A 22826-nucleotide genomic window follows, 5' to 3' on the forward strand; every position below is an offset into this window, starting at 1 on the left:
TCTTGGTTTAATTAGGCCATTAGGTAAAAGAGTGCAGCAGATATCGCTCCTGCGATGGCGGCATAAGGTAACTGTGTTAAAGCATGGCTATAAGGAGAGCAACCTGCACCTTTAGAGGTAATCACAGTCGCATCCCCAAAGAAGCAAGCATGGCTACCAAATACACCTGCAGAAATAAGTGCTCCCATTGTCATTGGAATATTGGCATCAAGCGCTTGAGCTAATGGGAAGATAACGGGAAGAGCGATAGCGTAAACACCCCAAAAAGATCCAGTTGTAAAGGCGAGTACTGAAAGGACTAAGAAGGTGAGTACTGGTAACCAAACTGCATCCATGAAAGGAACGACTTGATCAAGTACATAAGGAGATAGCCCCAACTCATCATTAACTCTTTGTAGAACAAAAGAGGCTAGTACCACTATCATTGGCTGAATCATGGTCGAGAAACCGTCTAGTATTTGGTCGACGAGCTTGCCAAGAGAGCCCAATTTTTGGCTGAGGAAAAGAGGTACGGTAAAGATTAGTGCGAAAACAATACCGTTAAGAGTGTTGTAGTCGAAGTACCAAGTCGCCACCATAAAAGCGATTAGAGGCAAAATAAAGTTGCGTATTTTTGGGTTGCTAACGGTACGAACTTCTATCTCATCTTCTTCTGGTATTTCTCCTTTAGCAGCGCTAGCCTCGGCCTGTTTCATCGCACCAAGGTTTGGAATCCAACCCATGCTAACAAAAGGCACCATGAGCACTGCAATCCAAGCGTAAAAAATATAAGGAATGAGATCCAGATAACCATTAAAACCAGTACCTGCCGCAAAAACACCATTAGCTTCAAATAAACCAATTAAAAAAATAGCCCAAGTTGAAATAGGTACAAGCACACACATAGGTGCTGCGGTTGAATCCACCACATAGGCAAGCATCTGTCTGGAAACCTTGTACTTATCGCTTAGCTTTTTCATAGAAGAGCTAACAGCAAGCGCATTAAGGTAGTCATCCACAAAAATCACTAGCCCCATGATCCAACTCGCAATTAGGGTTTGAGAGCGATTTTTAGCGTACTTGCTGACCCAGTTACTAAAAGCGAATGTACCACCAGAGTAATTGATCAGGGCAATTAAGCCGCCAACTAAAAAGGTAATTGTGATGATCCAAGCGGTAATGCCATCGCTCAAAACTTGGATGTTAGTATCTATCATGCGCTGGAAGATGTTAGCAGGTTCTAGTAATAGAAAGCCGACTAGGCTCCCAAAGAGAAGAGATTCGATGGATCTGTGGGTAATGATGGCAGAGACAAAAACCGCTATGACAGGTAAGAGGACAAACCAGCCATAGTCTTGATCGACAATAATGCTATTACCATAAAGGGCTAGGCCCATGGTGAAGATTGCAAAGCTAAATTTGAGTATATTTTTCAAATTAGCTCCCGACCTTGTTGGGGTTAATTCGGCAGTTTTCATAGTGTTATCCTAATTCTTAGATTTATTATTATTGGCTTAAGATAAGCTTCCCATGCTAAATCAAAGTAAACGATACCCTTATTTCATTAGGTGTCAGCTTTAATGAAAGCTATTACTGGTAATTCAACAAATTAAGGATAATTATCATAGGAGGCGGCAATATAAGATTGAATTAGAGAGGCTGTTTATCTTATGGAGTTTAGAAGCATAGAGTGGCATAAACAAATCGCAAACATGATCGATGCCATTGGTAGTTCTGCGTTTCCTGATGTCATTATTGATGTGATTAATCAGGTCGTGCCTTATAACCAAATAGTGATCATCTGTTACCACAAAGGGAAAGCTCCATCTTTCTGGCACTCTAAAGTGCCTGAAGTTCGCAAGAAAGCTGTGCTGGATCAATATTTAAATGGCTGTTATTTACTTGATCCTTGGTTTCATGCCGCCCAAAGAAACTTGCCGCAAGGCTTGTACTTGCTACAAGATATCGCCCCTGATGACTTCTTTGTTAGTGAGTTTTATCGAGAATACTATCAAGCAATTAAGATACAGAATGAGGCTGTTTTTGCCGTTAAACTAACCGATGATATACAGATTCAAATCTCCATGGGTCTCATGGAAGATGAGGTTTCAGAACACACCTATAACAACTTACTTGCTGTTTCTCCTGTGATTTTTTCAGCGGCTTATAAACATTGGAGCAAGACACTGAATTTAGATTCAGAAGTGAGTCAAAGAGCAGCTATTATTCATGAGCATGTTTCACATACTTTTAAAACCTTTGGTAATCCAGTGCTAACGGATAGAGAGAGGGAAGTTGCTCTATTAATTATTCGAGGTTACTCCTTTAAAGCCATTGCCGAATTACTTGATGTGGCATTTGGTACGGTTAAGGTCCATTGTAAAAATCTGTATAAAAAACTAGATATCAATTCTCAATCTGAACTCTTTTCACTTTTTATTGATGCGGTAAATTTCTTGGAAATTGATGTAGAAAAGTGACCCTCAAGCCCCTTTTTATGAGTAATGATTAGACATTATATTTGAATATAAAATTTTAATTTATCCATGAAAAATGAATAAAAACTAAAATTCATACAGAATTCTTTCATTTGTCTGACAATTTTCTTTCTTATCGTGCAAAAAACAAGCGCATGTAAATCTCAAAATTGTGATTTCGTTCTATTTTTAATCACTATTCCTGACCAAATGGTAAGAATTCTTTTTTCTTGCACATTTGGTCAGGATTATTTCTTGATTTGTAATCAAATGTGAATGCAAAATGATTGCCGCTTTTTGGATACAGGGAAAACCTAACGGCTTTCTATCAGTGATGTTGTTACAAATTGGATTTGCTCCTAAAGCTAGAAAAATATTTATAAAAATTAATTAAATACTCTTGGGAAACTTCTAATGCGTAAGAATCTTTTAGTTTTAGGCGCTGCAGCTGCACTTTCAGCACCTGCTTTTGCTGCTGATTATACAGATGGCGATATCCATAAAAACGATTACTCTTGGTCTCAGTTCAACCTAATGTATTCAGATGGCGAATTGCCAGGTGAATCTGATCATGACTATATTGAAATGGAATTCGGTGGCCGTTCAGGCATTGTTGATCTATATGGATACCTAGACATCTTTAACATCACATCTGATCAGGATAGCGACAAGCAATCTAGCGATAAAATGTTCTTGAAACTTGCGCCACGTTTCTCTCTAGATGCTATGACAGGTAATGACTTATCTTTTGGTCCAGTAAAAGAAGTTTATATCTCTACTTTGTTTAACATCAGTGGTGGTGTTGATGCAGATGGTAAAAGTGATGTAAATAACTACTTTGCAGGTATTGGTGCAGACGTTGAAGTGCCTTGGTTCGGTAAAGTAGGCGTAAACCTATACGCTTTGTATGATCAGTCAAATAGACAAATGAATGGTTACCAGTTCTCAACTAACTGGTTCAAACCATTCAAACAATTTGATAACTCTTTCATTGCATACCAAGGTTATCTAGATTACCAGTTCGGTATGGATAACGATGTAACTCTTGGTGATGCAACTTCTGGTGGTGCTATGTTTAACGGTATCTACTGGCATTCAGACCGTTATTCTGTTGGTTACGGCCTGAAAAGCTACAACCAAATCTATGGCATTGAGAACGGTGCTTCTAATGTTAAATCAACAGGTAACTCACACTACGTTGCTTTTACATACAAAATCTAATTCTGATTTAGATTTAGATTTAGCTTAATAGGTAGAGAGGTTACCCTTTTCTTTTTTACCTCTAAGCGCTCAAAAAGTCTTGTTGATTTTATCAGCAAGGCTTTTTTGTTTTTATTCTCCCGTCCTGAAATACCTTTTTAAGCCCTAACGTACTGGTTTTATTGAATATTTTTATCTTATAATCACAGATATTTCATTTGTATAACTTTTATACGTAAGCAATAAGACACAAAAAGGAAGAGTCATGTCATTTTTTAAAAAAGCTTTAGGTGCAGTGGGTATTGGCGCAGCAAAAGTGGATACTATTTTAACTTCATCGCAAGCCATGCCAGGTGGTGAAATTGCTGGATTGGTTAAAATTAAAGGTGGAAAGATTGAACAAAGCATCAATAAGATCGACCTTGAGATTCTATGTACCTATAAAAAGGAAACAGAGATAGAAGATTCAGAGGGAAATAGCAAAACGGTAACTGAAAAGAAAAAGCATAAGCTGAATGACTATAAGCTAGAAAAGACCTTTGTGATTAGTCCGGGGGAAGAAGTAGAAATTCCTTTCTCTATGACTTTGTCAGAAGATGCTCCCTTAACGATTAGTGATCAGAAAAATGCTTGGGTTTCAACTAATCTAGATATAGACATGGCACTAGATAAGTCCGATAAAGATTATATCCAAGTTATCCCTAATACGTTGCAGCAAGCAGTGTTGAATGCTTTAGCGGCAATGGGTTTTAAACTATATGCATCCGACTGTGAAGCAGCAAAATCTCGAGTGCCTTTTGTGCAGGACCTTGAATTTAAACCTCACTATGGAGATTTTCAAGGTCGTTTAGATGAGCTAGAAGTAATCTTTTTAAATCGTGGTAACCAACTAGAGCTGATGATTCAAGTGGATCGTAAGGTGCGAGGCTTAGTTAGTTTACTGGAGGAAGAATTAGGTTTAGATGAAACGAATCTACGCTTATTAATTAGCGAGGAAAATTTAGAAACCTTACCTGAAACTCTTTATGCCATGATAGACAGGCACTGTTAATTTAAAGCTTGGCACTCATTTGATATGGGTGCCAACACTCTTTATTAGCTCTTTTTTATCTCTTTTTCAGATAGGCATTTTAAGCGGCTTGTGCTGTTTGTTTAAGGGGACGTAATAGCTTGCCTGTTTCTATACGTGTTTTAAGGGCCTCTATTGTATGACCTAGACTGACTGCCAATTTATTTTTCAATACTAGAGCATGCAATAAACTACCAAAAATGCCAAAGCGTAAAGTGTATTGAAAGGTCACTGTGAGTTTGCTTTGTTGGTTACCCACTTTCTCGATAGAAAAGTCACAAATACATCTCGCCATAGGGCCAAGCTTTTCAAAGACAAATTCAAAGCCTTTGCCTTCATGCCATTGAGTCACTGTCTCTTCTACTGTTCCAAAGCCTTTAATATGACAAACTCGGCCAGAACCCACACTTTGATATTTATCGTTTAAAGCGACACTGTGATCAACACTAGGGGCCCAAGTATAAACATTATTGAACTCTGAAATGACTGCCCATACCGCTTCTTGGGTGGCATTAATTGTGATGGTTTTTTGTAAGTAATATTTCATATTAGGATTTCTGCGCATGGCTAACCTCATTCGTTTTTGATGCATTGCAAAGAGTGCTTTGCTTAAGTGGGGCTAAGTGTATGCTTGATTTGGTTGCTTAATAACTGACAAAAAATGCAAGATAGTGTTGAATAAATGCACCATGGACTGCTGCTATATTTTGTTAAAATACTTTTTTAAGTTTGTGAGGTTGCTAAGTGCTAAATTGGGATGATTTAAAGTTCTTTCTGGCTGTATGCCGTGCAGGTTCAATTCGTGCCGCAGCCCAAAGTTTAGGGGTTAATCATGCAACCGTTTCTAGAAGAATTAATAACTTTGAAGCTTCTTTAGGTGAGCGAGTGTTCGATCGAACTCAGCAAGGTTATGTTCGTACCCGCCTAGGGGATGAAATTTTTGAAGAAGCTTCATATCTAGAAGAAAGGCTCAGCTCGATAGATCGTAAAATTGTCGGCAAAGATGAAAACCTAGAAGGTGAAGTGCGTGTCACCATGCCTGACTTATTAGGTCAGCACTTATTGATGGAAGGGATTGTCGCTTTTTGCCGACAGTACCCACTTATTGATATACAAATCAGTGGCACAGTGAAGCTGCTTAATTTAGCGAATAGAGAAGCTGATGTGGCTTTTCGAATCTGTGATACACCACCAGAGTATTTGATTGGCAGGCGTTTGGCCTATATCCATAGAGCATGTTATATCGCCCGCGAGTTTGAAAATAAACTGACAGACTCTAGCTGGCTAGCCAGACAAAAACTGATTGGCTGGACGGATAAATACCAAAGGCCAATAGGCGTTTTAGCCAGTGCGTATCCTAGATTTGATGTTCAACATAAAATTTCAAATGGTGATTTCCAGCTCAAAGCCTGTGAATCAGGATTAGGTATTTCTGTATTACCTTGTCTGATAGGCGATGTGAATGAGAGCTTAGTGCGTGTGCCTCCCTATGTTACTGAAAAAAAGTTTGAACTTTGGGTTTTAAGTCACCCAGATTTAAGGAAAAACGCAAAAATTCAAGCTTTTGTCCGTTTTATGACGGATTACGTCTTGGATAAAAAAAGCTTAATTGAAGGAGAGGAATACAACAAAAATTGGCTTGCATAGGCTTAGACTTATGTCACTTTATAAAGGTTTTCGATTCGTTTTTCAGCCACATTAAAACATTCTGTGAGCAACTCCTGATCTATATCTTTTCTCAGCTTTGTTGAGGGATTTCTTTCACTTTGTACAACTCATCGGACAAACGAGTTGGTCTAAACACTATCTGGTACAAACGTCTTGATTGAGGCACAAACTTTCCTTCAATGCTTAAATATAAAAGTTTAAAAATGAATTAGTAAGTTGTGAGGAACATTTGTTCAATCATACTGTTTAAGGCTCATTTAAGTAAAGTGGTTGATAAAAGTCAACTAAATAGATATAGTTGATAAATAGCAACTAAGCTTATCTGACTGAGTTTTAAAAAGAGAAAAAAATGATCGAAATTACCCGTGGAAATTTGTTAAAAAAAGTCGCTATAGCGGCCTTAGCTTATACCTTTATTGAAGCATTTATTGCAGGCATTGGGCGCCGTTTAATTTTGTCGGACTTTTATGCCAATTCAAATTATTTTGACACTGTTGAGCCGAGTCTAGGTGCGTTTGTGTATGGTATGAGTATACATTTGATGACAGGCGTTTTGGTCTCTATTTTATATGCAAGGCTATGGATAGCAGGTGGAAAAGAGCGGCCAGCTTCACCAAGAAACTACAGCGTTTTGATGTTTTTACTACATTGGGTACTGGTAGTGTATGGCTATTTAGGGAAGCATTTTATCAATAATATTGCTGCTTTTTTGTCACTTGAAGCTTTATTTGTAGCATTAACTTTTGTCTTTTACTCTTTAGTTCTGAAAAAAGTATTTCAAGTCTAGTTAAGAGTGTTCATTTTAAATAATGATTGAGTTTGGCAGACCTTTATTAGCTCAAAAAGGCTGCCAATTCATTTGTATTACAAAATTAAAGCGCACTGACCATATTTAATAATATGGCTTTTGCTTTGTGTGCTTCTGCTTTTTGGTCTTCACTATCACTAATTTGGTAAACCATTTCGATGAGTGCGCCAATTATCATGCTGGCGGCTAAATTAATCTCATCTGTTTTTATTTTATTTGCCTGTTTCATTTCTGTTAATAGGTGTCGGATTAAGCTGATGCTGCTTGCTTGTTCTTTCTCTCGCCATTCCTGCCAACCGAGCGCTAAAGGGCCTTCTTTTAAAATAATACGTTGATAATCTTTCTCTAACGCTATTGTCAAAAAACAATCTATCGCAGCATGCGTCTTTGCTTCTGCATCTAATTCCCCTTCTAAAGCTTGCATTATTATGAGTGTCGCAGAGCTTAGTTCTTGATCAAACACTGCAGAAAACAGCGCCTTTTTGGTTTTAAAGTGATGGTATAAAGCCCCTTTTGTCAGTCTTTCACTCAGGGCTACTTCATCTAAAGAGGTTTTTTGATAACCCTTTTCGATAAAGTTTTTTCGAGCTGCCAGTAACAAAGCTTCACGGGTTTGCTCTGCGTATTCTTTACGTCTAGACGGTTTATTCATAAAGGCCTTTTATGTCACTTAAGAGGGAATGAGGTGATAAATGATGACCGCCTCATTGCAATAGAATGACGTTTATTTGAAGGGAGGAATATAACAAAGGTTTTTAACATACTCTAAGTATGTTAAATTCTTTGAGACTTTAATGGGAGGATGTCCTTATGAAAACCGTTAGATTAGATACAGGCACAATGCGTTATCAAGATCAGGGTGAAGGTGTGACGTTACTTTTTATGCATGGAGCGCTATCCAATCATCAAACTTGGCGAAAGCTCATAGGCCCTTTATCAAGGTCATATCGGTGTATTGTGCCCGATTTGCCTTTAGGGGCCCATTCTAAAGCCATGCCAGAAGATGCAGACCTTTCTCCTGCTGGTATTTCAAAACATCTAGTTGCACTTTTAGAGGCGCTTGCTTTGGAGCAAGTTGTGATTGTCGCGAATGATACGGGCGGTGCTTATGCACAAATCTTTGCGGCTAGTCATCCAGATAAGGTAGCAGGGTTAGTGTTAAGTAATTGTGATTGCCTAGATGTATTTCCGCCAAAGACCTTTTCTATGCTGCAAAAGATGATCAACTTTCCTGGCTATACCTTTGTAATGGCCCAATTGTTTAAAATCGAATCCTTTTTAACCACGCCAAATGTAATGGGCTTGTTATCTAATACTTTAACAGGTGAGCAAATAAGGCATTTGTATGTGGCGCCTTTTATTAATAGTGCCAAGGTGAGGCGAGACTTTCAAAAAGTGGTCAATACTTGGTCGGAAAAACACACCTTAGCAGCCGCAGATGCGCTTAAATCGTACGTTAATCCAGTATTGATTATGTGGGGTGATGAGGATAAAAAGCTTTTTCCTATGACGTTAGGGAAGCGCTTAGCAGAGGTTTTTCAACAAGTTGAGTTTTACCCAGTAAATGGCGCAATGACATATGTGCAAGAAGATCAAGCTGATGAATTTATCAGGCTACTAGAAGGGTATCTTGTAAGGCATTTTAACCTAGCTGAAAAACAAGCATCTTAATCACTTTCACTGGCTGCTAGAGAAGGGCTAGCAGCCAGCGATTAGAAAGGGAGTTAACTTTAAACGGCTAATTTTCTGTTAGGTTCTCTATACAGGTTAGAAGTGTTTGAGTAGCTTGATCTACCTGTTCTTTGGATAGGGAAGCTATCATGTTGGCTTCTATTTTTAATACTGTCTCATCTGCTAACGCTTTAGTTTTCTCTCCTAAATCAGTGATTTGAGTAATAAGCCTACGTCCATGTTTAGGGTCAGCAGAGCGGACTAATAACCCTCTTTTTTCCATGGTCGTTATGATGGCTTGCATTGTTTGAGGGCTCACAAAAGCTGCTTTTGCTAAATCTGCATTTGAACAACCAGGCGAAAACTCTACTGCGGATAAAACTGCGTACTGGGGCATAGTTAGGTCGTTGGATTTAAGTGCGAGATCCATTTTGGTTCTTAGGCTTTGTTGTGCGCGTTTAAGAATATAGCCGAACTGTTTTGAAATAGAATCTGGCATCGGTGTGCTAGACATGTCAGTACCCTTATATTAATATCAGTGTCCTTATATTGTATTATTTGATCGGAGTAGACGCAATGACCACGATAAATCCTGAAGATGCTTTACTAACCCTTATTAATACTTTTGATGTAGACCCTGATAAACAAGAAGCGCTTATTGAATCATTGAGAGACACAACTGACCGTGTGATGTGTAAATTTGATGGCTTTGTATCGGCGAACTTGCATAAAAGTTTGGATGGCTGTCAGGTTGCTAATTATGTGCAATGGAGGAGTAAAACACATATGGAAGCCATGATGTCAGATCCAAAGGCACGGGCCTTAATGGCTGAATCCGCACAAATAGCGAATAAAATTACGCCTATTATTTATCACGCCGTTTATTCTAAAGAGGCAATTAGAGTATGAAGTATTGGCTAGGAGTTGTTAGCCTTGCTCATGTTGAAATAGGTGTTGCTGGTGGTTTTTGTCAATTCAACCATGGAAAGCGTGCACCACTTGACCGTATGTCACTTGGAGATAGGTTTGTATATTACTCTGCGAAAGAGACGATCAGAGGAGGGCATGCAATTCAGTCCTTTACGGCTATCGGGGAGGTGCTGATGGGAGATGTCTACCAGGTTGACTATAAAGGTTTTAAACCTTTTAGACGTGATATTCATTACTTTCCATCTTCACATGCTATGATTCGCCCTTTATTAGGAGAATTAGATTTTACCCGTGGTAAGGAAAAAACTTGGGGACAAGTGTTAAGGCGAGGCTTTTTTGAAATAAGCGAAATGGATTTTAAACTTATTTCTCACTCAATGAAGGCTGAATTAACCTAGTTTAGTGAGTCTAAAGCGGGCTTAAACCACAGCTCGCTTCTATTTAACGGCGTTTCTGCAGGAATAAACGGATTCTCTAAAGTAATAAGTCTACGCTTGCCAAGCTCAGCTTTACGAATCGCATCAGCATTATATTTGTTAAAAATAGCCTCAAAGCTGCCATCTTTTATCATTCTTGCTAACCCAGCTTCTAACCTAATTGCTAACTTCTCGTTTTCCTTAGAGGTGAAGAAGTAATAGGGCCAAGGGTAATATAGGACAATGCCATCTTCTATCGTTAAGGTTGGGTTGCTTTCACCATGCACAGCGTATTCTTTATATATTTCATTCACGCCTCTTGGAAATAAGTTAAAGCGTCTTGGTCCTATCAGGCTAAATAATGTGGTGTAGGGTGCATAACTTACAGGAATATTATTGTGCTTATAAACGTCTATATCACCCCAGCCTATGCCTTGTCCGACATGAAACTTTTTAAGGTCGTCTACCGTGTTAACTTGATCAAAAATGATTTGATGCTCTTTGTGAATAAAGCTGATTCTGTAACCTAAAATACCTTTACGTAATGGGATACGGATGGGCCTAAGTTCTTCTTCTTTTTTAGGTGAGGTGGAACTCCAAATAACATCAATAATTTTGCCAGATTTTACTTCTTGAAGCATTCTTGATTCAGTCATGGGGAAAGGAGTAGGACTTAATTCGTAATCACCAAAATCAGGACGAGTTATGTCTAAGGCTTGCTCAAGTATTTCGAACAAATCCTGAAAGCGAGTCTCACGAATGTTCTCCATAGAGGGGTAAATGACCTTTTGTACAGCTAAGCCGTTTGAGCTTAGTAAAACAAAAGATAAGACTAATATGAGTTTGTTCACTCTTAAATAAGCCTCCTTTAGGTCGCTATGAAAACCTTGTTTTGCGTATAGCCTTAAGCTAATCATAGGTATTTAATCAGTCCTTTGGCTAACTATGCCAGTCGCTCAATCATAGTACAAATCTACTATCGATTGCATGCTTTTATCTTTCACTAGAAAGCCAAGCCCCTTGTTTTTACACTCTATTTATCTTTCATTGCTACTTGTACTGAGTTTGCAATCTCATCCGCTAAATCTGGATCTTGTACTGCACGGGCCAAGGTAACACCACCAATAATCATGGCAAGCTTAGCCCAGGTTTGAGTATCAACTTGTGCTGATTCAGTGTCGGGCTCTTGTTCTGACATAGTCCTTGCTGCTTTCAATAATTCTTGTTGAAACAGGGTTTTTGTTTCGTCATCAGAACGAATTACTTCAGGAGTCAGGCTTTGTAATGCACAGCTATCATTCAATTCTGTGCGACGCTTTTCACCTAAATAGAAAGCAATAAACTCCTCAAGCCAAGTCTCACCATATTCTTCTTGGAATTGTTTTAATCCTTGATCAAATTGAGATATCCCTTCTGTTATAACTTCTTTAAACGCACCAGATTTAGAACCGAAATGAGCGTAAAAAGCGCCAGATGTGACGCCAGCTTCATTGGCTAAGCCATTCACCCCAGCGCCGCTATAACCATGTTCACGAAAGGTTTTGTGCATAGATTTTAGGATTTTTTGGTGTGTTTGTTGTTTCTTGGTCGCCATGGAAATCTCATAAAACTGATGAAGAATTTGCAGTATAACATTTTAAAATATAACGATCGCTATTTTATTTGTTGACAATATAGTGATCGCTATATTAGTTTAAATAGCGATCACTATATTTTAATTTAACTTTTATTGGAGATATTATTATGCCGCTTTCTTTAATGTTAACTGAGGGTGTTCTACCTAAGGGATCAGAAAAAATTGCTATCGCTAAAATTACGGATGCCATGCTCAAATGGCACGGTTTAGTTGACCATCCAGTGATGAAACCTAATATCACTGCTGCGTTTCATGTCTTGCCTCAAGGCAGTACCTTTTCTGGAGGGAAAGAAATATCAGGGGTGTGGATAGAGTGGAAAGTACCTGCTTTTGCCTTTACTGAGAGAGAGGTTCAAGTGGGGTTCGGCCGAGATGCGAGCGATATAATACGTGAGTTATCTGGCTTTAAACTCCCTAAAGATAATATCTATATCAATGTTGTTCATGCTGTTGATGGTCTCTGGAATTTTAATGGTGAGCCTATGACAAATGCTGAAATAGGCGCTGCAATTTCTAGTTAATTCGCTCAGTAAGGCGAAGCTTAAGTTTCCTTAGTTTTCGCCTTACTTTTTATTAATGATGATAATAAGCATGCTTGAAAGCCTTGAAGGTGAATATGATGGATAAAGCTAAACCAAGAATCTTGCACACCATGTTACGTATTAGCGATATGGCCAACTCAACTAAATTCTATACCCAAGCTTTAGGGATGAAATTACTTAGGGTGTTAGAGCAACCGAGCGAAAAGTACACCCTATTATTTTTTGGATATGAAGATGAATCAAGTGCCGCTGTAATCGAATTAACTTACAACTATGGCAAGTTAGATTATGAGTTAGGCAATGGTTTTGGTCATATCGCTATCGGCGTTGCTAATATCAAAAGCGCCATAAATCGAATCCGACACTTAGGTTATGCGATTGAGCTAGAGCCTAAGAAATTAAAGGGTAGTAATGAAATAATTGCCTTTATATCCGACCCAGATGGTTACAAAATTGAATTGATTGAACGCTAAAAAGCACGCTTTAAGCCTTCACTATATTGCTTGAAGGCATTAAGCATATCCATGAATTGACTGCATAGGGTCATTTGTAAAAGCGGAGACAAAACTCGCCCAAGAAGCTTAAGTTCAGGTTTAGCGCGAAAGATAAGTAAGGTGCGCGCAGGTGAGATTTCACTTAGTTGAAAACTTGCATGGTTACCTCTGATCATGGCGATACTATGAGTGTTGATAATATCGACCTCCACCTCAAGACGTTTGTTTCCTTCATCATATTGAGTGATTCTTTCTGCTGCTTTTAGCCCCATTTCATCCTGCGTAAATTCACAGACACGACCAGAGCAAGGTGCGCCAGATAAGCGTGGTGTATGAGGCAGTTCATAAGACTTCACAACAGGTGAGTACCAATTGGCAATATTGGGAAAATCAGTTGCCATATCATGCCAAACGTCTTTGATAGGTGTATTTATCTCTACCGAAATAGCAATATTCATCATGCTGCTCTCTATAGGTTAGGGGAAGCTTAAGCAAAGATTATAACGAGAGCTGAGACCAAGAGATGCAAGCAAAAATAGATCGACTTGGTCTATTTTTAGACCAAGGGTGAGGCTAATTTAGCTTATTCATTGATATTGTGTATTTCCCTAGGGGTTTACCTTAGAATTGCAAACAGCATAATTTAGCGACTACTCAAGCTTTGGTGCTTGAATCATTAAGTAAAACCAAGACATTAAAACGGAATTCCCATGCTTGCCATTCCTTTGCCTTTTATCATGTCGTTTTTATTATTCGCCATTGCGCTTTTTGTTAAGGTAAAGAGGCCCAATGAGGCCAAACTTCCTGTTATTTTTATTCTGCTGTGTGCCCTGAGTACCTGTGTTGTGGGTTTACGTTGGTCATTTGATATAAGCTTTTTACGTTTTATTCAGCCTATTATCGCTTCACTTATTCCTATGACAGCCTGGTGCTGTTTTGCTAGAGCACATGAGTCTAAGCCTCTTACTTTACCCGCTTTTCTATTGCACTTACTCGGCCCCATCTTGGTTAGTTTAAGCGCTTTTTTTTATCAGTTTTGGTTAGAGCTAAGTGACTTACTACTGGTTAGTTTGTATGTGATTTATTGCTTATTACTATTTAAGTCATCCTTTACTATCCCAGAGGAAGTTCGTCTTTCTCAAATTGATAGCCTTAGAAATGCAGAGCGAATAGCGGCTTTGGTGTTACTTATTTCTGGTGCGATAGATGCGGCACTGGCGTTGGACTTTTTCTTTTATGAAGGTTTACATGCATCTTGGATGTTATCTTTTAGCTACCTTATTTTGATTCCATTAGTTGTCGCTGCTGTATTACATGTGGGCTTTAGTACATCTTTATCAGCCCCTGAAGTAAAAGAAGCCAATCATAAACATGAAAAAAAGGAACAAGATTTAGCCAAAACTGAGCCAGAACGTTTGAGCTTGGTACAAGATGAAGCCGAAGCGATCTTAATGAGTTTAGATCGCCTTATGCGAGAAAAAGAAGCTTTTAGAGATCCGGATCTCACCTTAAACCGTTTATCCCGCAAGCTTGGTATTCCTGCAAGGCAGATTTCTATGGCGGTTAATCAAATTCGCCAGCAAAATATTTCTAAAGTCTTAAATGAATATCGTATCGAATTTGCGAAACAGCGGTTATTGCATAGCAAAGATACGATTACGGATATTTATCTGACCTCAGGCTTTCAGACAAAATCTAATTTTAACCGTGAGTTTTCACGTATTACAGAGCAAACCCCCAGTGAGTTCCGTCGAACTGCCACTGAGAGCGCCTAGTGCTTTAAAGCATCAAATTAGATAAGAACTTAGCCTTAACCTTCTTGCTTTAAAAAAGCCAAGATATCCTCAAACATAGTGTCATGTAAGGCGGCTCGTATACTGCCAACCCCGTCTTTACATATGATGCCGTCACCTTTAGCTTCCTCTTCTAAAATGGCAATGGCATTAGGTTTACATTCTTGCATAAAGCTAAAGTGTGTCGCCTTTTCATAAACCTTATAGCGACGATTTTTCAGATTAAGGTGCTCTGCAAGGAAGCCAGATTCCTGTGCTTGAGGTAAATCCCCTATATCGATACCCGCCGCTAAAATAAGCACAGGAGAATTAAGTTTATTTAAACTAGTTTGTGAAAAACTCCGTGCTAATCCCAAGTCTAAAATAATGGCGTTTTTAATACGACTATCCATTAGTTGAGTGTTTTCAGGTTCATTGTTTTGTTTAAAGGCGAGGCCTAACTCTTCTTTGATCTGACAAGAGCGAAAGGAGGCTAGCGTCTCACAGCCAGCAAGGTAGCCCTCTCGGTTAAACTCTGCTCCAACTAGCTGCATTACGGTCCAGCCTCCTAAAGAGTGGCCAATCGCTGAGATCTTTTGTTTATCAATATCTTGCTGCCAAATTGAATCATTTAGCAGGTAATCAAGCGTGCGCTTTATATCATTAGGCCTTTCCCACCATTTCGCTGCTTGAACCGCAGATGTATTAAAGGTGGTGGTACCTGGGTGATTAACGGCGACAGCAATAAAGCCTTTTTGTACTAACTTAGACGCTAACCAATTAAGGTTACGCCAACTGCCTCGATAGCCGTGAGAGAGTAAAATAAGAGGGCGTTTTTGCGTGTTACCGGCTTTGGATGTTTGTATTAGAAGCGGTGCATTTTTAATGACTTTAGTACCTTTAAAGGCAATATTGTCTGCAATCAATACCTGTTTTAAGGTGTCGCTGGTTGTTTTAGATTGGCCTAATTGAGGCTCTTTTGCGGCAGGATACCAGAGGCTAATCTCTAAAATTCGTTCAGGGTTTTGTGTTAGCTGTAATTGGCTAAAACCAATCTGATGAGCGGATACTAGATGTGAGAATGGCACCAGTATGATGCTGATAATAAGAAATATAAAGGCTTTCATTTAATACTCCACATTGGGTAAAAGTTAGGAGTAATATGGCTGAAAGCCAGTATAGATACGCCCTAAAGCATGATCGAGGACGTCCTAAAACAGGTTTTAGGACCTTCCCCGCGATATTCCGTGTTTAATTTATGCCTAATTTATGAGTGGTTTCACTCGACTATATAGCGTGAAGTTTATGCCTATAAAGACGAATAGAGCGGCAATAAGAAAGGTGTTATGTAAGGCATAAGTTACCTCATCAGAGCTCGCTAACAGCAACTGTTGGCTTCCTATAAAGCGAAAGAAAATACTTCCCATAAAGGCTGCCCCCGTCATAAAACCAAGATTTCTTGCAAGGTTAAGTAATGCGGATGTTACCCCTTTTGTTTGAAGGTTTGTTTGACTCATAACATCTGCACTATTAGCCACCTGAAACAATGAAAAGCCTAAGGTGATAGTAACGAGAGCGAATATATAGCCCATTACACCCGTTGCCTGATGGTTGAAAGACATTAAAAGACAGCCAAGTGTCATCAAGCATAAACCAACAAGCAACATATTCTTTGCACCGATTTTATCGCTTAATCGTCCTGCAGGAACGCCTGAAAGTGCAACGACTAAGGGGCCTGTCGACATCACAAGGCCAACTTGGTATGCGCTTAAAGCAAGCGTAATAGATAAATAATAAGGCCCAATAACAAGGCACGTCATGACTATCGAGGCTGTGATAGCAGAGCAAATGAAGCTTATTTTGAAGCCCATGTTATTAAAAATATGAGAGGGGATAAGCGGTGTGATGTGTTCTCTTTCTTGTCGTTTTTCTATATTGAAAAATCCCCAAATGCCTATTAGAGCCAAGACAAATAGGCCTATGTTTAGTCTCTCATCTAAACCTTTAAACTGGCTCGACTCTAGGCTCATAGAAAGTGCAAAAGCACTGAGTGATAAGGCTAATACTAGGTTACCTAATAGATCAAATTGTCCCTTCTTTTTGGCATTTGATAAGCCACATTTTTTAGGAAGTGATCTTGCCTCTTTTTCAGAAAGTGTTGTTTTTATCTGGGGATCTGATGGCAAAGCCAAGTAAAGCAAGCAGAAGGCGATTATCGAAAAGGGAACAATAATAAAAAACAAAGACTGCCAGCCATATAAAGATAAACTGATGCCACCAATAGCAGGCCCCAATGCCGTTCCCATGGCAGATACCGAGCCCCATAATCCCATTGCTCTCCCTGCTTTTGCTTGGCTTTTACTCATTAATGCCATAGATAAAGCGAGCATTATTGCTGCACCCAAGCCTTGAAAAACTCTTGAGATGATAAGAAGTATTAAGTTATTTGCCATCGCTCCAGCAAGGGAGCTAATGGTGAAAATAATAATGCCAATCAGTAATAAACGTCTGTTACCTAAGAGGTCTCCAAGGCGTCCTAGACTGACAATCAAACTGGTGATCACTAATAAATAGGCTGTCACAATCCATTGAACTTGTTGCATGCTGCTATGAAAAACCAAGGTTAAATTCGGTAGGGCCACATTGATCATACTGGTGGCGAGAGAAGCGACCAATACAGAAAGTGAAAGTCCTAACATCATCCAAATACTGTGCTTAACGTCTTGTGTTTGAGTACTGCTTGAGTGTTGCATTATTTTCCTCGAAATAGAGTGTGCTAGGGAATCTACGAATAGCTTAGTGGGAGTAAGAGGGTGGCGGAAGGCGCATGGTTTGCATTGTTAATATGTATATAACGCCATACATAAAAAACTCTCTGGTGTTATGCTTGAGTGGTTTGCTCATTTAAAGGAATAGCATCAAATTATGGCTAGAATCGACTTAAACCTTCTGATTGCACTCAATGTGTTGTTAGAAGAAACCAGTGTCGTCCGCGCCGCAAAAAGGCTGGGTTTAAGCCAATCCGCTATGAGTCGTTCTCTAGCAAGGCTAAGAGATGTGACGGGAGATCCACTTTTGGTGAGAGCAGGACGAACGCTTATCCCTTCCCCTAGAGCCTTAGATATTCAGCAAGAGGTGAGTCAGCTGGTTTGTGGGGCAGAAGCCATTCTAAGGCCTAGCGAATTGCTTGACCTCAACCAGCTAGACAGACGTTTTGTGATAAGAGTCAGTGATGGTTTTGTTGAAACCTTTGGTCTCCAGCTTATTCAGAAAATAAAGGACGAAGCAAAGGGTGTAAAAATCCACTTCTTACCTAAGCTATCAAAGCAGAGCACTCAATTAAGAGAAGGGCAGGTTGACCTAGACATTGGTGTGTTAGGTGCTAAAACCAGTCCAGAGGTTCGCATGCGGGCGCTTTTTAGCGATGAATTTGTGGGTGTCGTCAGCCCTGATCATATTTTGGCTAAAGATAAGGTAACTTGCACCAGCTTTGCCGCTGCTGATCATGTACTGGTTTCAAAAGAAGGAGGCTTAGTGGGGCCAGTAGATAAAGCGTTAGAGGCAATGGGTTATCAACGTAATATCACCGTTTTAACTGGTGGTTTTAGTGCCTCCATTGCTTTAGTAAAAGGTGCTGATCTGGTGGCAAGTGTTCCTTCAAAGCACACGGCCAAATTACGCAAAGGTTTACATACATTCAAACTGCCCTTTGATGTACCCAGTATTCAAGTGTCTATGTTTTGGCATCCAAGAATGGATGGTGATCAAGCCCATAAATGGCTAAGAGAGTGCGTGTTAGTTGTGTGTGGTGATGAAGTTTAATTTAGACGTACAAAAGCAATAGCAAAAGAGAAAACAAGTAGAGAGAAGGTCTCTCTACTTGTAACAGATTTTTAGACTTGAAGAGCGGTTTGCAACTGGTCTAAGACAGCATTTTGATCAAAGTCTTCAATAGACATTGTTGCCCCTTCAACTTGATGCCACTCGCCTTTGTAAAGGTAGTCATAATTGCAAATACCTGACTGCCAGTCCTGCTCTACTGAGGCACGAATTCTTAAATTCTCAACCATTTGTGGCACACCATGAACCAAAATACTGCTTGGACCTTGCCCTTCAGCGACCAATAAAATATGGGTTGATGACATAGTGGCCATGAAAGACCAAGTACCATGGACATTTGAAACTATGTTCGGCTGTGGTGGCGCGACAGCTTGAGTAACGTGGGCAACACCACTAATCGTTTTTCCTGGCGCATTCACCAGCAGGCGTAAATTCATGACAGGTGCACCTAATAATGGTTGGCCTGCAACTTTAGGTTGGATGAAATAGTTAACAGGAAAAAGGCCAGTATTTACATTTTTTTCAGACATAATAACTCCGTTTAATCATGTATTTTCATTAAGAAAGTAAAAAAACAATGCAAGCTTATTCAGCGACGTTTTCGTCCTGAAGTAATCATCGCAGGGCTAAAACTAGTCGAGTTTTTTGATTAAATTATTACGAGTTATTACCGATATGTTTTTAGGCTATTTCCTGTTTTAAAAATAAGGAGTTGGCGGCTTAATCTTGCTCTGAAAGTTTGTGAGTCTGCGGTTTATAGATTATTTTGCGATAGCCAATTTCGATTACACCTTGTGCCTTTAAAAGGTTGAGATTAATACCGATAGCTTCCTTAGTGACCCCTAGCATACCTGCCAACTCTTGTTGAGAAACGTTTAATTCGCTCGATTTTTGCCAGCGAGAAAGTTGTAATAACAGAGTATTAAGGCGCTCGTTTAAGGGTAAAAAGACAGCGTTTTCAAAAGAGCGGTTATAGTGTTCGACGTAACTTGCCAAAAGATTTGCGATGCTTAAAGTCAGTTGAGGGTCTTGTTTAATCAGTAGGTTAAGGTCTTTAGATGAGAGCTGGCCGATCAAAGATTCTTCAATGGCTAGGGCGTCATTTGGGCGCTTGCCTGAACCAAAGCAGCCAATAAAGCCAAACCATTCACCTCTTAATAAATCTTTAATTATCAGCTCTTTACCTGCTTCGTCCTGCTTTTTGATACGTATTGTGCCTTGTTTAACAAAATACAGACCATTGGCTTCTTCTCCGTGATAATGTACAAACTCATTTTTTTTATACTGATGAAATTTAAGCTTTTCAAAAATAGCGTGTTGGGTTGAGCTTTGAATACTGTCGAGCCAACCGAAACCTAATGGCGAAAATGTCTCTTTCATGGGTAATAACAATCCAGATTGTGGTTTCAAAAATAATCAAATGTCTAAATAAGTACTCCACGAAGGAGGACTTATGAAACACATATCTAATATTAAACTCATCGCCTTAGGCGCACTTTTTTCAACCAGCCTATTTGCTAAAGATTTGCCGCAGAAGTATCAAATGACGGCTGAATTTGCGGAACAAGTCGCCAAAGACGCTATCAGCCAATGCCTTGATTCTCAAGTTAATATTTCGGCATCTGTTGTAAATGACCAAGGTCGCCTAGTCTTTTTCTACCGAGGTAATAATACGGGAGCGAACACCATACATACGAGCTTTCGTAAGGCGTACACCTCAGCCAGTTTAAAAATACCGACTTCACAACTTGTCATGGCAGTGGAAGCTAAAGGCTATAGCCAACTAGGTAAAATGGAAGATGACATCTTACTTCTAACAGGTGGTCTGCCAATTTATTACAAGAAAACCCTCATAGGCGCGATAGGGCTTTCTGGAGCCCCCAACCCACTTATTGAAGAAGAATGCGGTAAACATGCCATTGCTAAATTACTAGGTGAGAAGGGCTGATTAAGACGATTCTTTGTTTAATAAACCAGCTAACAAGTTAACTGGTTTATTAAACCTAATGTCTTATTGTGAATTACTCATTGCTCTTGATTTGTTAATTGAGAGCGACTCTGTACAAGGGATTAATGGGCTTATCTACAAAGTACTCCCAAATATGTTTGTACAGCTTATGCTGATTAGGGAAGGGAGCGAGTGCTAACGCTTCTTCTAAAGAGCACCAAGCAAACTCAGTATGTTCATCATTCAATATCACGGTTTTGTTCGGCGGACAGACAAGGGTAAACACAGGGATTAATTCAATTCTATTAGTACTATCTTCATAGAAGGTTTCTAAAAACTGTGCGTTATAGAGTTCTGTTGCTTGGATCTGGGTTTCCTCATGAAACTCCCGCACAATGGCTTGTACGGCAGTTTTACCTGCTTCAATAGAGCCTGCCACATGGCATCAAAATCCACCTTTAACGCGCTTCATTAAGAGTATTTTAGTCTGGCCATCAATTTCTGAAAGCACGACACCAGATACAATGGAGGAGTTTACGGGAATCATTTTCTACCCTTAATATGTCTTTGTTAAAAGGTTTTAACGAGTCTTATTAGCTGGTTAGATTAGGTGCACTAATGGCATTTACTCTGCTTTATTGCCCCTCTAAATCATGCATGGCATCTGGCTCTTGCACGTAAAAGTGCAGGTTGTTTCTGGCATCTTTTAAAATGATGGCACGCTTAAAGAGCTGCTGGTGTAACTTCTTTTGAAACAGACTTTCTTGCTCTTTCATGCTGGCAAGGGCGGTATCGTCTTCAAAATAACAGCGTACATCTAGGCTGGCTGGAAAGTTACTGAAATTCACATCATATACAATGCCTAAGAAGCCCTTTGTTTTGTCTTCTATGCTATCTGCTCCAACGGCTGCAAAGAGTTGTGCTTCTACTACATCAACGGCAGCGATGACTTTTTGATTAAGTTTTTGGGTAACTTTGGAGTGCTTCATAGAATTAATAGCTTAATAGTTGGATAAAAAGTGCCGTCATTGTACCAGCCTGTTTTTGATATTAAAGAGGCTGGTACAATGAAGAAATAAGACTGCGCCATTAACTGTCTTTAAATAACCAATTTGTACTTGAAGTCGTGCCGCTTTGTTCGCACTGATAACCGTGAAGTTGGTTGATTTGAGCCTGATACTCAGGGTTCGAAAGTGTTGCAATAAAGGCTTGAATATCCTCATCTTGCTCTGCTTCTAATGGGTAAGCCCATAAGTAATACTCTTCAATAATAGGAGTAAAAGCTAATCCAAAACGTTTAGCGGCCGCTTCTACACCAAAGCCCACATCTGCCATGCCTGAAGCAATATAGGCAGCCACTGCGCTATGGGTTAACTCTTGGTTTTCGATACCAGGAATATCTTTTGGTGAGATGTTTTCGTTCTGTAATAGCTGCTCGAATAGTTCACGAGTGCCTGAACCTTGTTGGCGGTTTATAAAACGATAACCCCCTTGTTTAAGATCTTGAATGCTATTAAATGAAGGGCTGTTAACTTGGCTTTCATCTTTATTTCTATCTTCTTTGTTACCTTTTTCTTTATACATGAGCCCCTGCTGGCGACGAATAAAGCGAATAATACCAAAGCGTTTAGGGTCGAGTAATTCTTGATAACGGCGTTTTTGTACATCGACTTCTAGACCGATAGGCTGGTGGAAACCTGCTATTCTGCAACGCCCTTCATTGAGAGCAATCAAAGCATGGTGTGGCGCGTGGTAATGAATTTCTACCTGATAATCTCTTACATATTGCGTCATCAGAGCAACCGCATAGCCATGGCTGGCATAAATACGTACCACAGGAGCATGGTTAGAGAGCAGGCTTTGTAGTTCGACATTGAGCTCGGTCGCAAAACTTTCCATTTCTGGGTGGAGTCTGGCGTCAATGCGCTGATTACTCCATAAAAGCTTTTGCCCTAATTGAGTTAATTGTGCTCCTCGGCCTTTTTCTTTCACCACTAATGCTTTTCCAAAAAAAGCTTCACTCTTCTCTAATATGTTCCAAGCATGGCGATAGGAGAGGTCACAATCCTTTGCTGCAGCGGTTAATTTTCCTTGTTTATTAATCTGATAGAGCAAAGGTAGCAGGCTTTCATGTAGGCGTTCGCCTGCATCATTTTCGAAATCCCAACGGGGAATAATATTAATATGCATAAAAAATCATATTTGGTTGTTCACTTATGGGTGATAAAGTGAGTTTATGTGAATATTTAGCCTATATTTAATGCTATATATGCACAAAAGTACATATCTTTATTTTGATCGGGCAGAACAAAATGAGATAAAACATCATAAGAATAATGATAAAAAATCATTTTATAGTCGTTTACTGATGCCAGT

27 protein-coding genes are annotated in these 22826 nt (G+C 39.4%); 13 read left to right on the forward strand and 14 right to left on the reverse strand.

Going from position 1 to position 22826, the window contains the following annotated elements:
- Positions 1-11: 11 nt before the first annotated feature.
- Positions 12-1457 carry a Na+/H+ antiporter NhaC family protein gene (locus TW85_RS06295; protein ID WP_052701947.1) on the reverse strand — a complete coding sequence of 482 codons (1446 nt, stop codon included), beginning with the start codon at positions 1455-1457 and terminating at the stop codon, positions 12-14.
- Positions 1458-1649: 192 nt separating this feature from the next.
- Here TW85_RS06295 and TW85_RS06300 point away from each other — a divergent pair, with 192 nt between their 5' ends.
- From TW85_RS06300 to TW85_RS06310, 3 genes are all read left to right on the forward strand, one after another.
- Positions 1650-2459, forward strand: coding sequence for a helix-turn-helix transcriptional regulator (locus TW85_RS06300; RefSeq protein ID WP_046016232.1), 810 nt, complete (start codon positions 1650-1652; stop codon positions 2457-2459).
- 411 nt (positions 2460-2870) lie between these two features.
- Complete coding sequence (locus TW85_RS06305; protein ID WP_046016233.1) at positions 2871-3677, forward strand: outer membrane protein OmpK; 807 nt, start codon at positions 2871-2873, stop codon at positions 3675-3677.
- Positions 3678-3921: 244 nt separating this feature from the next.
- Positions 3922-4707: a sporulation protein gene (locus TW85_RS06310; RefSeq protein ID WP_046016234.1), complete on the forward strand. Its 786-nt coding sequence runs from the start codon at positions 3922-3924 to the stop codon at positions 4705-4707.
- Between the two features lie 79 nt (positions 4708-4786).
- On the opposite strand, the gene TW85_RS06315 is transcribed toward TW85_RS06310, so the two are convergent.
- Complete coding sequence (locus TW85_RS06315) at positions 4787-5290, reverse strand: SRPBCC family protein (RefSeq protein ID WP_046016235.1); 504 nt, start codon at positions 5288-5290, stop codon at positions 4787-4789.
- Between the two features lie 179 nt (positions 5291-5469).
- Here TW85_RS06315 and TW85_RS06320 point away from each other — a divergent pair, with 179 nt between their 5' ends.
- Entirely contained in the window at positions 5470-6372 is a 903-nt protein-coding gene (locus tag TW85_RS06320) for a LysR family transcriptional regulator (RefSeq protein ID WP_046016236.1), read from the forward strand.
- A gap of 370 nt (positions 6373-6742) precedes the next feature.
- Positions 6743-7180: a hypothetical protein gene (locus TW85_RS06325; RefSeq protein ID WP_046016237.1), complete on the forward strand. Its 438-nt coding sequence runs from the start codon at positions 6743-6745 to the stop codon at positions 7178-7180.
- A gap of 85 nt (positions 7181-7265) precedes the next feature.
- On the opposite strand, the gene TW85_RS06330 is transcribed toward TW85_RS06325, so the two are convergent.
- On the reverse strand, positions 7266-7853 hold the full coding sequence (locus TW85_RS06330) for a TetR/AcrR family transcriptional regulator (RefSeq protein WP_046016238.1): 588 nt from the start codon (positions 7851-7853) through the stop codon (positions 7266-7268).
- Between the two features lie 158 nt (positions 7854-8011).
- Between TW85_RS06330 and TW85_RS06335 the strand changes: the two genes are divergently transcribed.
- The gene (locus tag TW85_RS06335; protein WP_046016239.1) at positions 8012-8872 is read left to right on the forward strand and encodes an alpha/beta hydrolase; all 861 of its coding nucleotides are present in this window, start codon (positions 8012-8014) and stop codon (positions 8870-8872) included.
- A 67-nt stretch (positions 8873-8939) separates the two neighbouring features.
- Here the strand turns inward: TW85_RS06335 and TW85_RS06340 are convergent, their stop codons facing one another.
- Positions 8940-9386, reverse strand: coding sequence for a MarR family transcriptional regulator (locus TW85_RS06340; RefSeq protein ID WP_046016240.1), 447 nt, complete (start codon positions 9384-9386; stop codon positions 8940-8942).
- Between the two features lie 62 nt (positions 9387-9448).
- On the opposite strand from TW85_RS06340, the gene TW85_RS06345 reads away from it, so the two are divergent.
- A complete protein-coding gene (locus TW85_RS06345) occupies positions 9449-9781 on the forward strand; it encodes an antibiotic biosynthesis monooxygenase (protein ID WP_046016241.1) in 333 nt (110 codons plus the stop codon).
- Positions 9778-10200, forward strand: coding sequence for an EVE domain-containing protein (locus TW85_RS06350; RefSeq protein WP_046016242.1), 423 nt, complete (start codon positions 9778-9780; stop codon positions 10198-10200). The genes TW85_RS06345 and TW85_RS06350 overlap by 4 nt, the downstream gene beginning before the upstream one ends.
- Here the strand turns inward: TW85_RS06350 and TW85_RS06355 are convergent.
- Together TW85_RS06355 and TW85_RS06360 are read right to left on the reverse strand one after the other, a co-directional pair.
- On the reverse strand, positions 10197-11069 hold the full coding sequence (locus tag TW85_RS06355; RefSeq protein ID WP_071210271.1) for a transporter substrate-binding domain-containing protein: 873 nt from the start codon (positions 11067-11069) through the stop codon (positions 10197-10199). The genes TW85_RS06350 and TW85_RS06355 overlap by 4 nt on opposite strands.
- Positions 11070-11251: 182 nt before the next feature.
- Positions 11252-11812 carry a TetR/AcrR family transcriptional regulator gene (locus TW85_RS06360; protein WP_046016243.1) on the reverse strand — a complete coding sequence of 187 codons (561 nt, stop codon included), beginning with the start codon at positions 11810-11812 and terminating at the stop codon, positions 11252-11254.
- Positions 11813-11961: 149 nt separating this feature from the next.
- Between TW85_RS06360 and TW85_RS06365 the strand changes: the two genes are divergently transcribed.
- Positions 11962-12375: a 4-oxalocrotonate tautomerase gene (locus TW85_RS06365; protein ID WP_046016244.1), complete on the forward strand. Its 414-nt coding sequence runs from the start codon at positions 11962-11964 to the stop codon at positions 12373-12375.
- 98 nt (positions 12376-12473) lie between these two features.
- Positions 12474-12869, forward strand: a complete 396-nt coding sequence (gene gloA / locus TW85_RS06370; protein WP_046016245.1) for a lactoylglutathione lyase — start codon at positions 12474-12476, stop codon at positions 12867-12869.
- On the opposite strand, the gene TW85_RS06375 is transcribed toward gloA, so the two are convergent.
- Positions 12866-13351, reverse strand: a complete 486-nt coding sequence (locus TW85_RS06375) for an SRPBCC family protein (RefSeq protein ID WP_046016246.1) — start codon at positions 13349-13351, stop codon at positions 12866-12868. The two genes, gloA and TW85_RS06375, sit on opposite strands and share 4 nt — an antisense overlap.
- A gap of 249 nt (positions 13352-13600) precedes the next feature.
- On the opposite strand from TW85_RS06375, the gene TW85_RS06380 reads away from it, so the two are divergent.
- Positions 13601-14665 (forward strand): AraC family transcriptional regulator, encoded by a 1065-nt coding sequence (locus TW85_RS06380; protein ID WP_046016247.1) that lies wholly within the window; start codon positions 13601-13603, stop codon positions 14663-14665.
- A 35-nt stretch (positions 14666-14700) separates the two neighbouring features.
- Here the strand turns inward: TW85_RS06380 and TW85_RS06385 are convergent, their stop codons facing one another.
- Positions 14701-15789 (reverse strand): lipoprotein signal peptide, encoded by a 1089-nt coding sequence (locus TW85_RS06385; protein WP_046016248.1) that lies wholly within the window; start codon positions 15787-15789, stop codon positions 14701-14703.
- 135 nt (positions 15790-15924) lie between these two features.
- Positions 15925-17415: an MFS transporter gene (locus tag TW85_RS06390; protein WP_046016249.1), complete on the reverse strand. Its 1491-nt coding sequence runs from the start codon at positions 17413-17415 to the stop codon at positions 15925-15927.
- A gap of 172 nt (positions 17416-17587) precedes the next feature.
- Here TW85_RS06390 and TW85_RS06395 point away from each other — a divergent pair, with 172 nt between their 5' ends.
- The gene (locus TW85_RS06395; RefSeq protein ID WP_046016250.1) at positions 17588-18484 is read left to right on the forward strand and encodes a LysR family transcriptional regulator; all 897 of its coding nucleotides are present in this window, start codon (positions 17588-17590) and stop codon (positions 18482-18484) included.
- A 71-nt stretch (positions 18485-18555) separates the two neighbouring features.
- Here TW85_RS06395 and TW85_RS06400 read toward each other — a convergent pair whose 3' ends face one another.
- A complete protein-coding gene (locus TW85_RS06400; protein WP_046016251.1) occupies positions 18556-19032 on the reverse strand; it encodes a DUF1842 domain-containing protein in 477 nt (158 codons plus the stop codon).
- Between the two features lie 190 nt (positions 19033-19222).
- Complete coding sequence (locus TW85_RS06405) at positions 19223-19882, reverse strand: Crp/Fnr family transcriptional regulator (RefSeq protein WP_046016252.1); 660 nt, start codon at positions 19880-19882, stop codon at positions 19223-19225.
- Between the two features lie 73 nt (positions 19883-19955).
- Between TW85_RS06405 and TW85_RS06410 the strand changes: the two genes are divergently transcribed.
- Positions 19956-20450, forward strand: coding sequence for a heme-binding protein (locus tag TW85_RS06410; RefSeq protein WP_046016253.1), 495 nt, complete (start codon positions 19956-19958; stop codon positions 20448-20450).
- 94 nt (positions 20451-20544) lie between these two features.
- On the opposite strand, the gene TW85_RS06415 is transcribed toward TW85_RS06410, so the two are convergent.
- The 3 genes from TW85_RS06415 to TW85_RS06425 all read right to left on the reverse strand — a co-directional run bounded on the left by TW85_RS06415 (position 20545) and on the right by TW85_RS06425 (position 22640).
- Entirely contained in the window at positions 20545-20889 is a 345-nt protein-coding gene (locus TW85_RS06415; RefSeq protein WP_202904834.1) for an NUDIX domain-containing protein, read from the reverse strand.
- 196 nt (positions 20890-21085) lie between these two features.
- Positions 21086-21439, reverse strand: a complete 354-nt coding sequence (locus TW85_RS06420; protein ID WP_046016254.1) for a hypothetical protein — start codon at positions 21437-21439, stop codon at positions 21086-21088.
- 100 nt (positions 21440-21539) lie between these two features.
- Positions 21540-22640, reverse strand: coding sequence for a substrate-binding domain-containing protein (locus TW85_RS06425; RefSeq protein WP_046016255.1), 1101 nt, complete (start codon positions 22638-22640; stop codon positions 21540-21542).
- Positions 22641-22826 lie beyond the last annotated feature (186 nt).

The sequence above is a fragment of the Marinomonas sp. S3726 genome (genome assembly GCF_000967665.1).
In the GTDB taxonomy this organism is placed as follows: Bacteria; Pseudomonadota; Gammaproteobacteria; order Pseudomonadales; family Marinomonadaceae; genus Marinomonas.

Excerpts from the sequence above, each read along its gene's own strand:
- TW85_RS06300 (WP_046016232.1), top strand. The coding sequence starts at position 1,650 with ATGGAGTTTAGAAGCATAGAGTGGCATAAACAAATCGCAAACATGATC.
- TW85_RS06345 (WP_046016241.1), top strand. The coding sequence starts at position 9,449 with ATGACCACGATAAATCCTGAAGATGCTTTACTAACCCTTATTAATACT.
- TW85_RS06405 (WP_046016252.1), bottom strand. The coding sequence starts at position 19,882 with ATGAAAGAGACATTTTCGCCATTAGGTTTCGGTTGGCTCGACAGTATT.
- TW85_RS06315 (WP_046016235.1), bottom strand. The coding sequence starts at position 5,290 with ATGCGCAGAAATCCTAATATGAAATATTACTTACAAAAAACCATCACA.
- TW85_RS06385 (WP_046016248.1), bottom strand. The coding sequence starts at position 15,789 with ATGAAAGCCTTTATATTTCTTATTATCAGCATCATACTGGTGCCATTC.
- TW85_RS06375 (WP_046016246.1), bottom strand. The coding sequence starts at position 13,351 with ATGATGAATATTGCTATTTCGGTAGAGATAAATACACCTATCAAAGAC.
- TW85_RS06380 (WP_046016247.1), top strand. The coding sequence starts at position 13,601 with ATGCTTGCCATTCCTTTGCCTTTTATCATGTCGTTTTTATTATTCGCC.
- TW85_RS06340 (WP_046016240.1), bottom strand. The coding sequence starts at position 9,386 with ATGTCTAGCACACCGATGCCAGATTCTATTTCAAAACAGTTCGGCTAT.
- TW85_RS06325 (WP_046016237.1), top strand. The coding sequence starts at position 6,743 with ATGATCGAAATTACCCGTGGAAATTTGTTAAAAAAAGTCGCTATAGCG.
- TW85_RS06305 (WP_046016233.1), top strand. The coding sequence starts at position 2,871 with ATGCGTAAGAATCTTTTAGTTTTAGGCGCTGCAGCTGCACTTTCAGCA.
- TW85_RS06390 (WP_046016249.1), bottom strand. The coding sequence starts at position 17,415 with ATGCAACACTCAAGCAGTACTCAAACACAAGACGTTAAGCACAGTATT.
- TW85_RS06410 (WP_046016253.1), top strand. The coding sequence starts at position 19,956 with ATGAAACACATATCTAATATTAAACTCATCGCCTTAGGCGCACTTTTT.
- gloA (WP_046016245.1), top strand. The coding sequence starts at position 12,474 with ATGGATAAAGCTAAACCAAGAATCTTGCACACCATGTTACGTATTAGC.
- TW85_RS06335 (WP_046016239.1), top strand. The coding sequence starts at position 8,012 with ATGAAAACCGTTAGATTAGATACAGGCACAATGCGTTATCAAGATCAG.
- TW85_RS06400 (WP_046016251.1), bottom strand. The coding sequence starts at position 19,032 with ATGTCTGAAAAAAATGTAAATACTGGCCTTTTTCCTGTTAACTATTTC.
- TW85_RS06330 (WP_046016238.1), bottom strand. The coding sequence starts at position 7,853 with ATGAATAAACCGTCTAGACGTAAAGAATACGCAGAGCAAACCCGTGAA.
- TW85_RS06365 (WP_046016244.1), top strand. The coding sequence starts at position 11,962 with ATGCCGCTTTCTTTAATGTTAACTGAGGGTGTTCTACCTAAGGGATCA.
- TW85_RS06310 (WP_046016234.1), top strand. The coding sequence starts at position 3,922 with ATGTCATTTTTTAAAAAAGCTTTAGGTGCAGTGGGTATTGGCGCAGCA.
- TW85_RS06395 (WP_046016250.1), top strand. The coding sequence starts at position 17,588 with ATGGCTAGAATCGACTTAAACCTTCTGATTGCACTCAATGTGTTGTTA.
- TW85_RS06295 (WP_052701947.1), bottom strand. The coding sequence starts at position 1,457 with ATGAAAACTGCCGAATTAACCCCAACAAGGTCGGGAGCTAATTTGAAA.
- TW85_RS06420 (WP_046016254.1), bottom strand. The coding sequence starts at position 21,439 with ATGAAGCACTCCAAAGTTACCCAAAAACTTAATCAAAAAGTCATCGCT.
- TW85_RS06350 (WP_046016242.1), top strand. The coding sequence starts at position 9,778 with ATGAAGTATTGGCTAGGAGTTGTTAGCCTTGCTCATGTTGAAATAGGT.
- TW85_RS06360 (WP_046016243.1), bottom strand. The coding sequence starts at position 11,812 with ATGGCGACCAAGAAACAACAAACACACCAAAAAATCCTAAAATCTATG.
- TW85_RS06425 (WP_046016255.1), bottom strand. The coding sequence starts at position 22,640 with ATGCATATTAATATTATTCCCCGTTGGGATTTCGAAAATGATGCAGGC.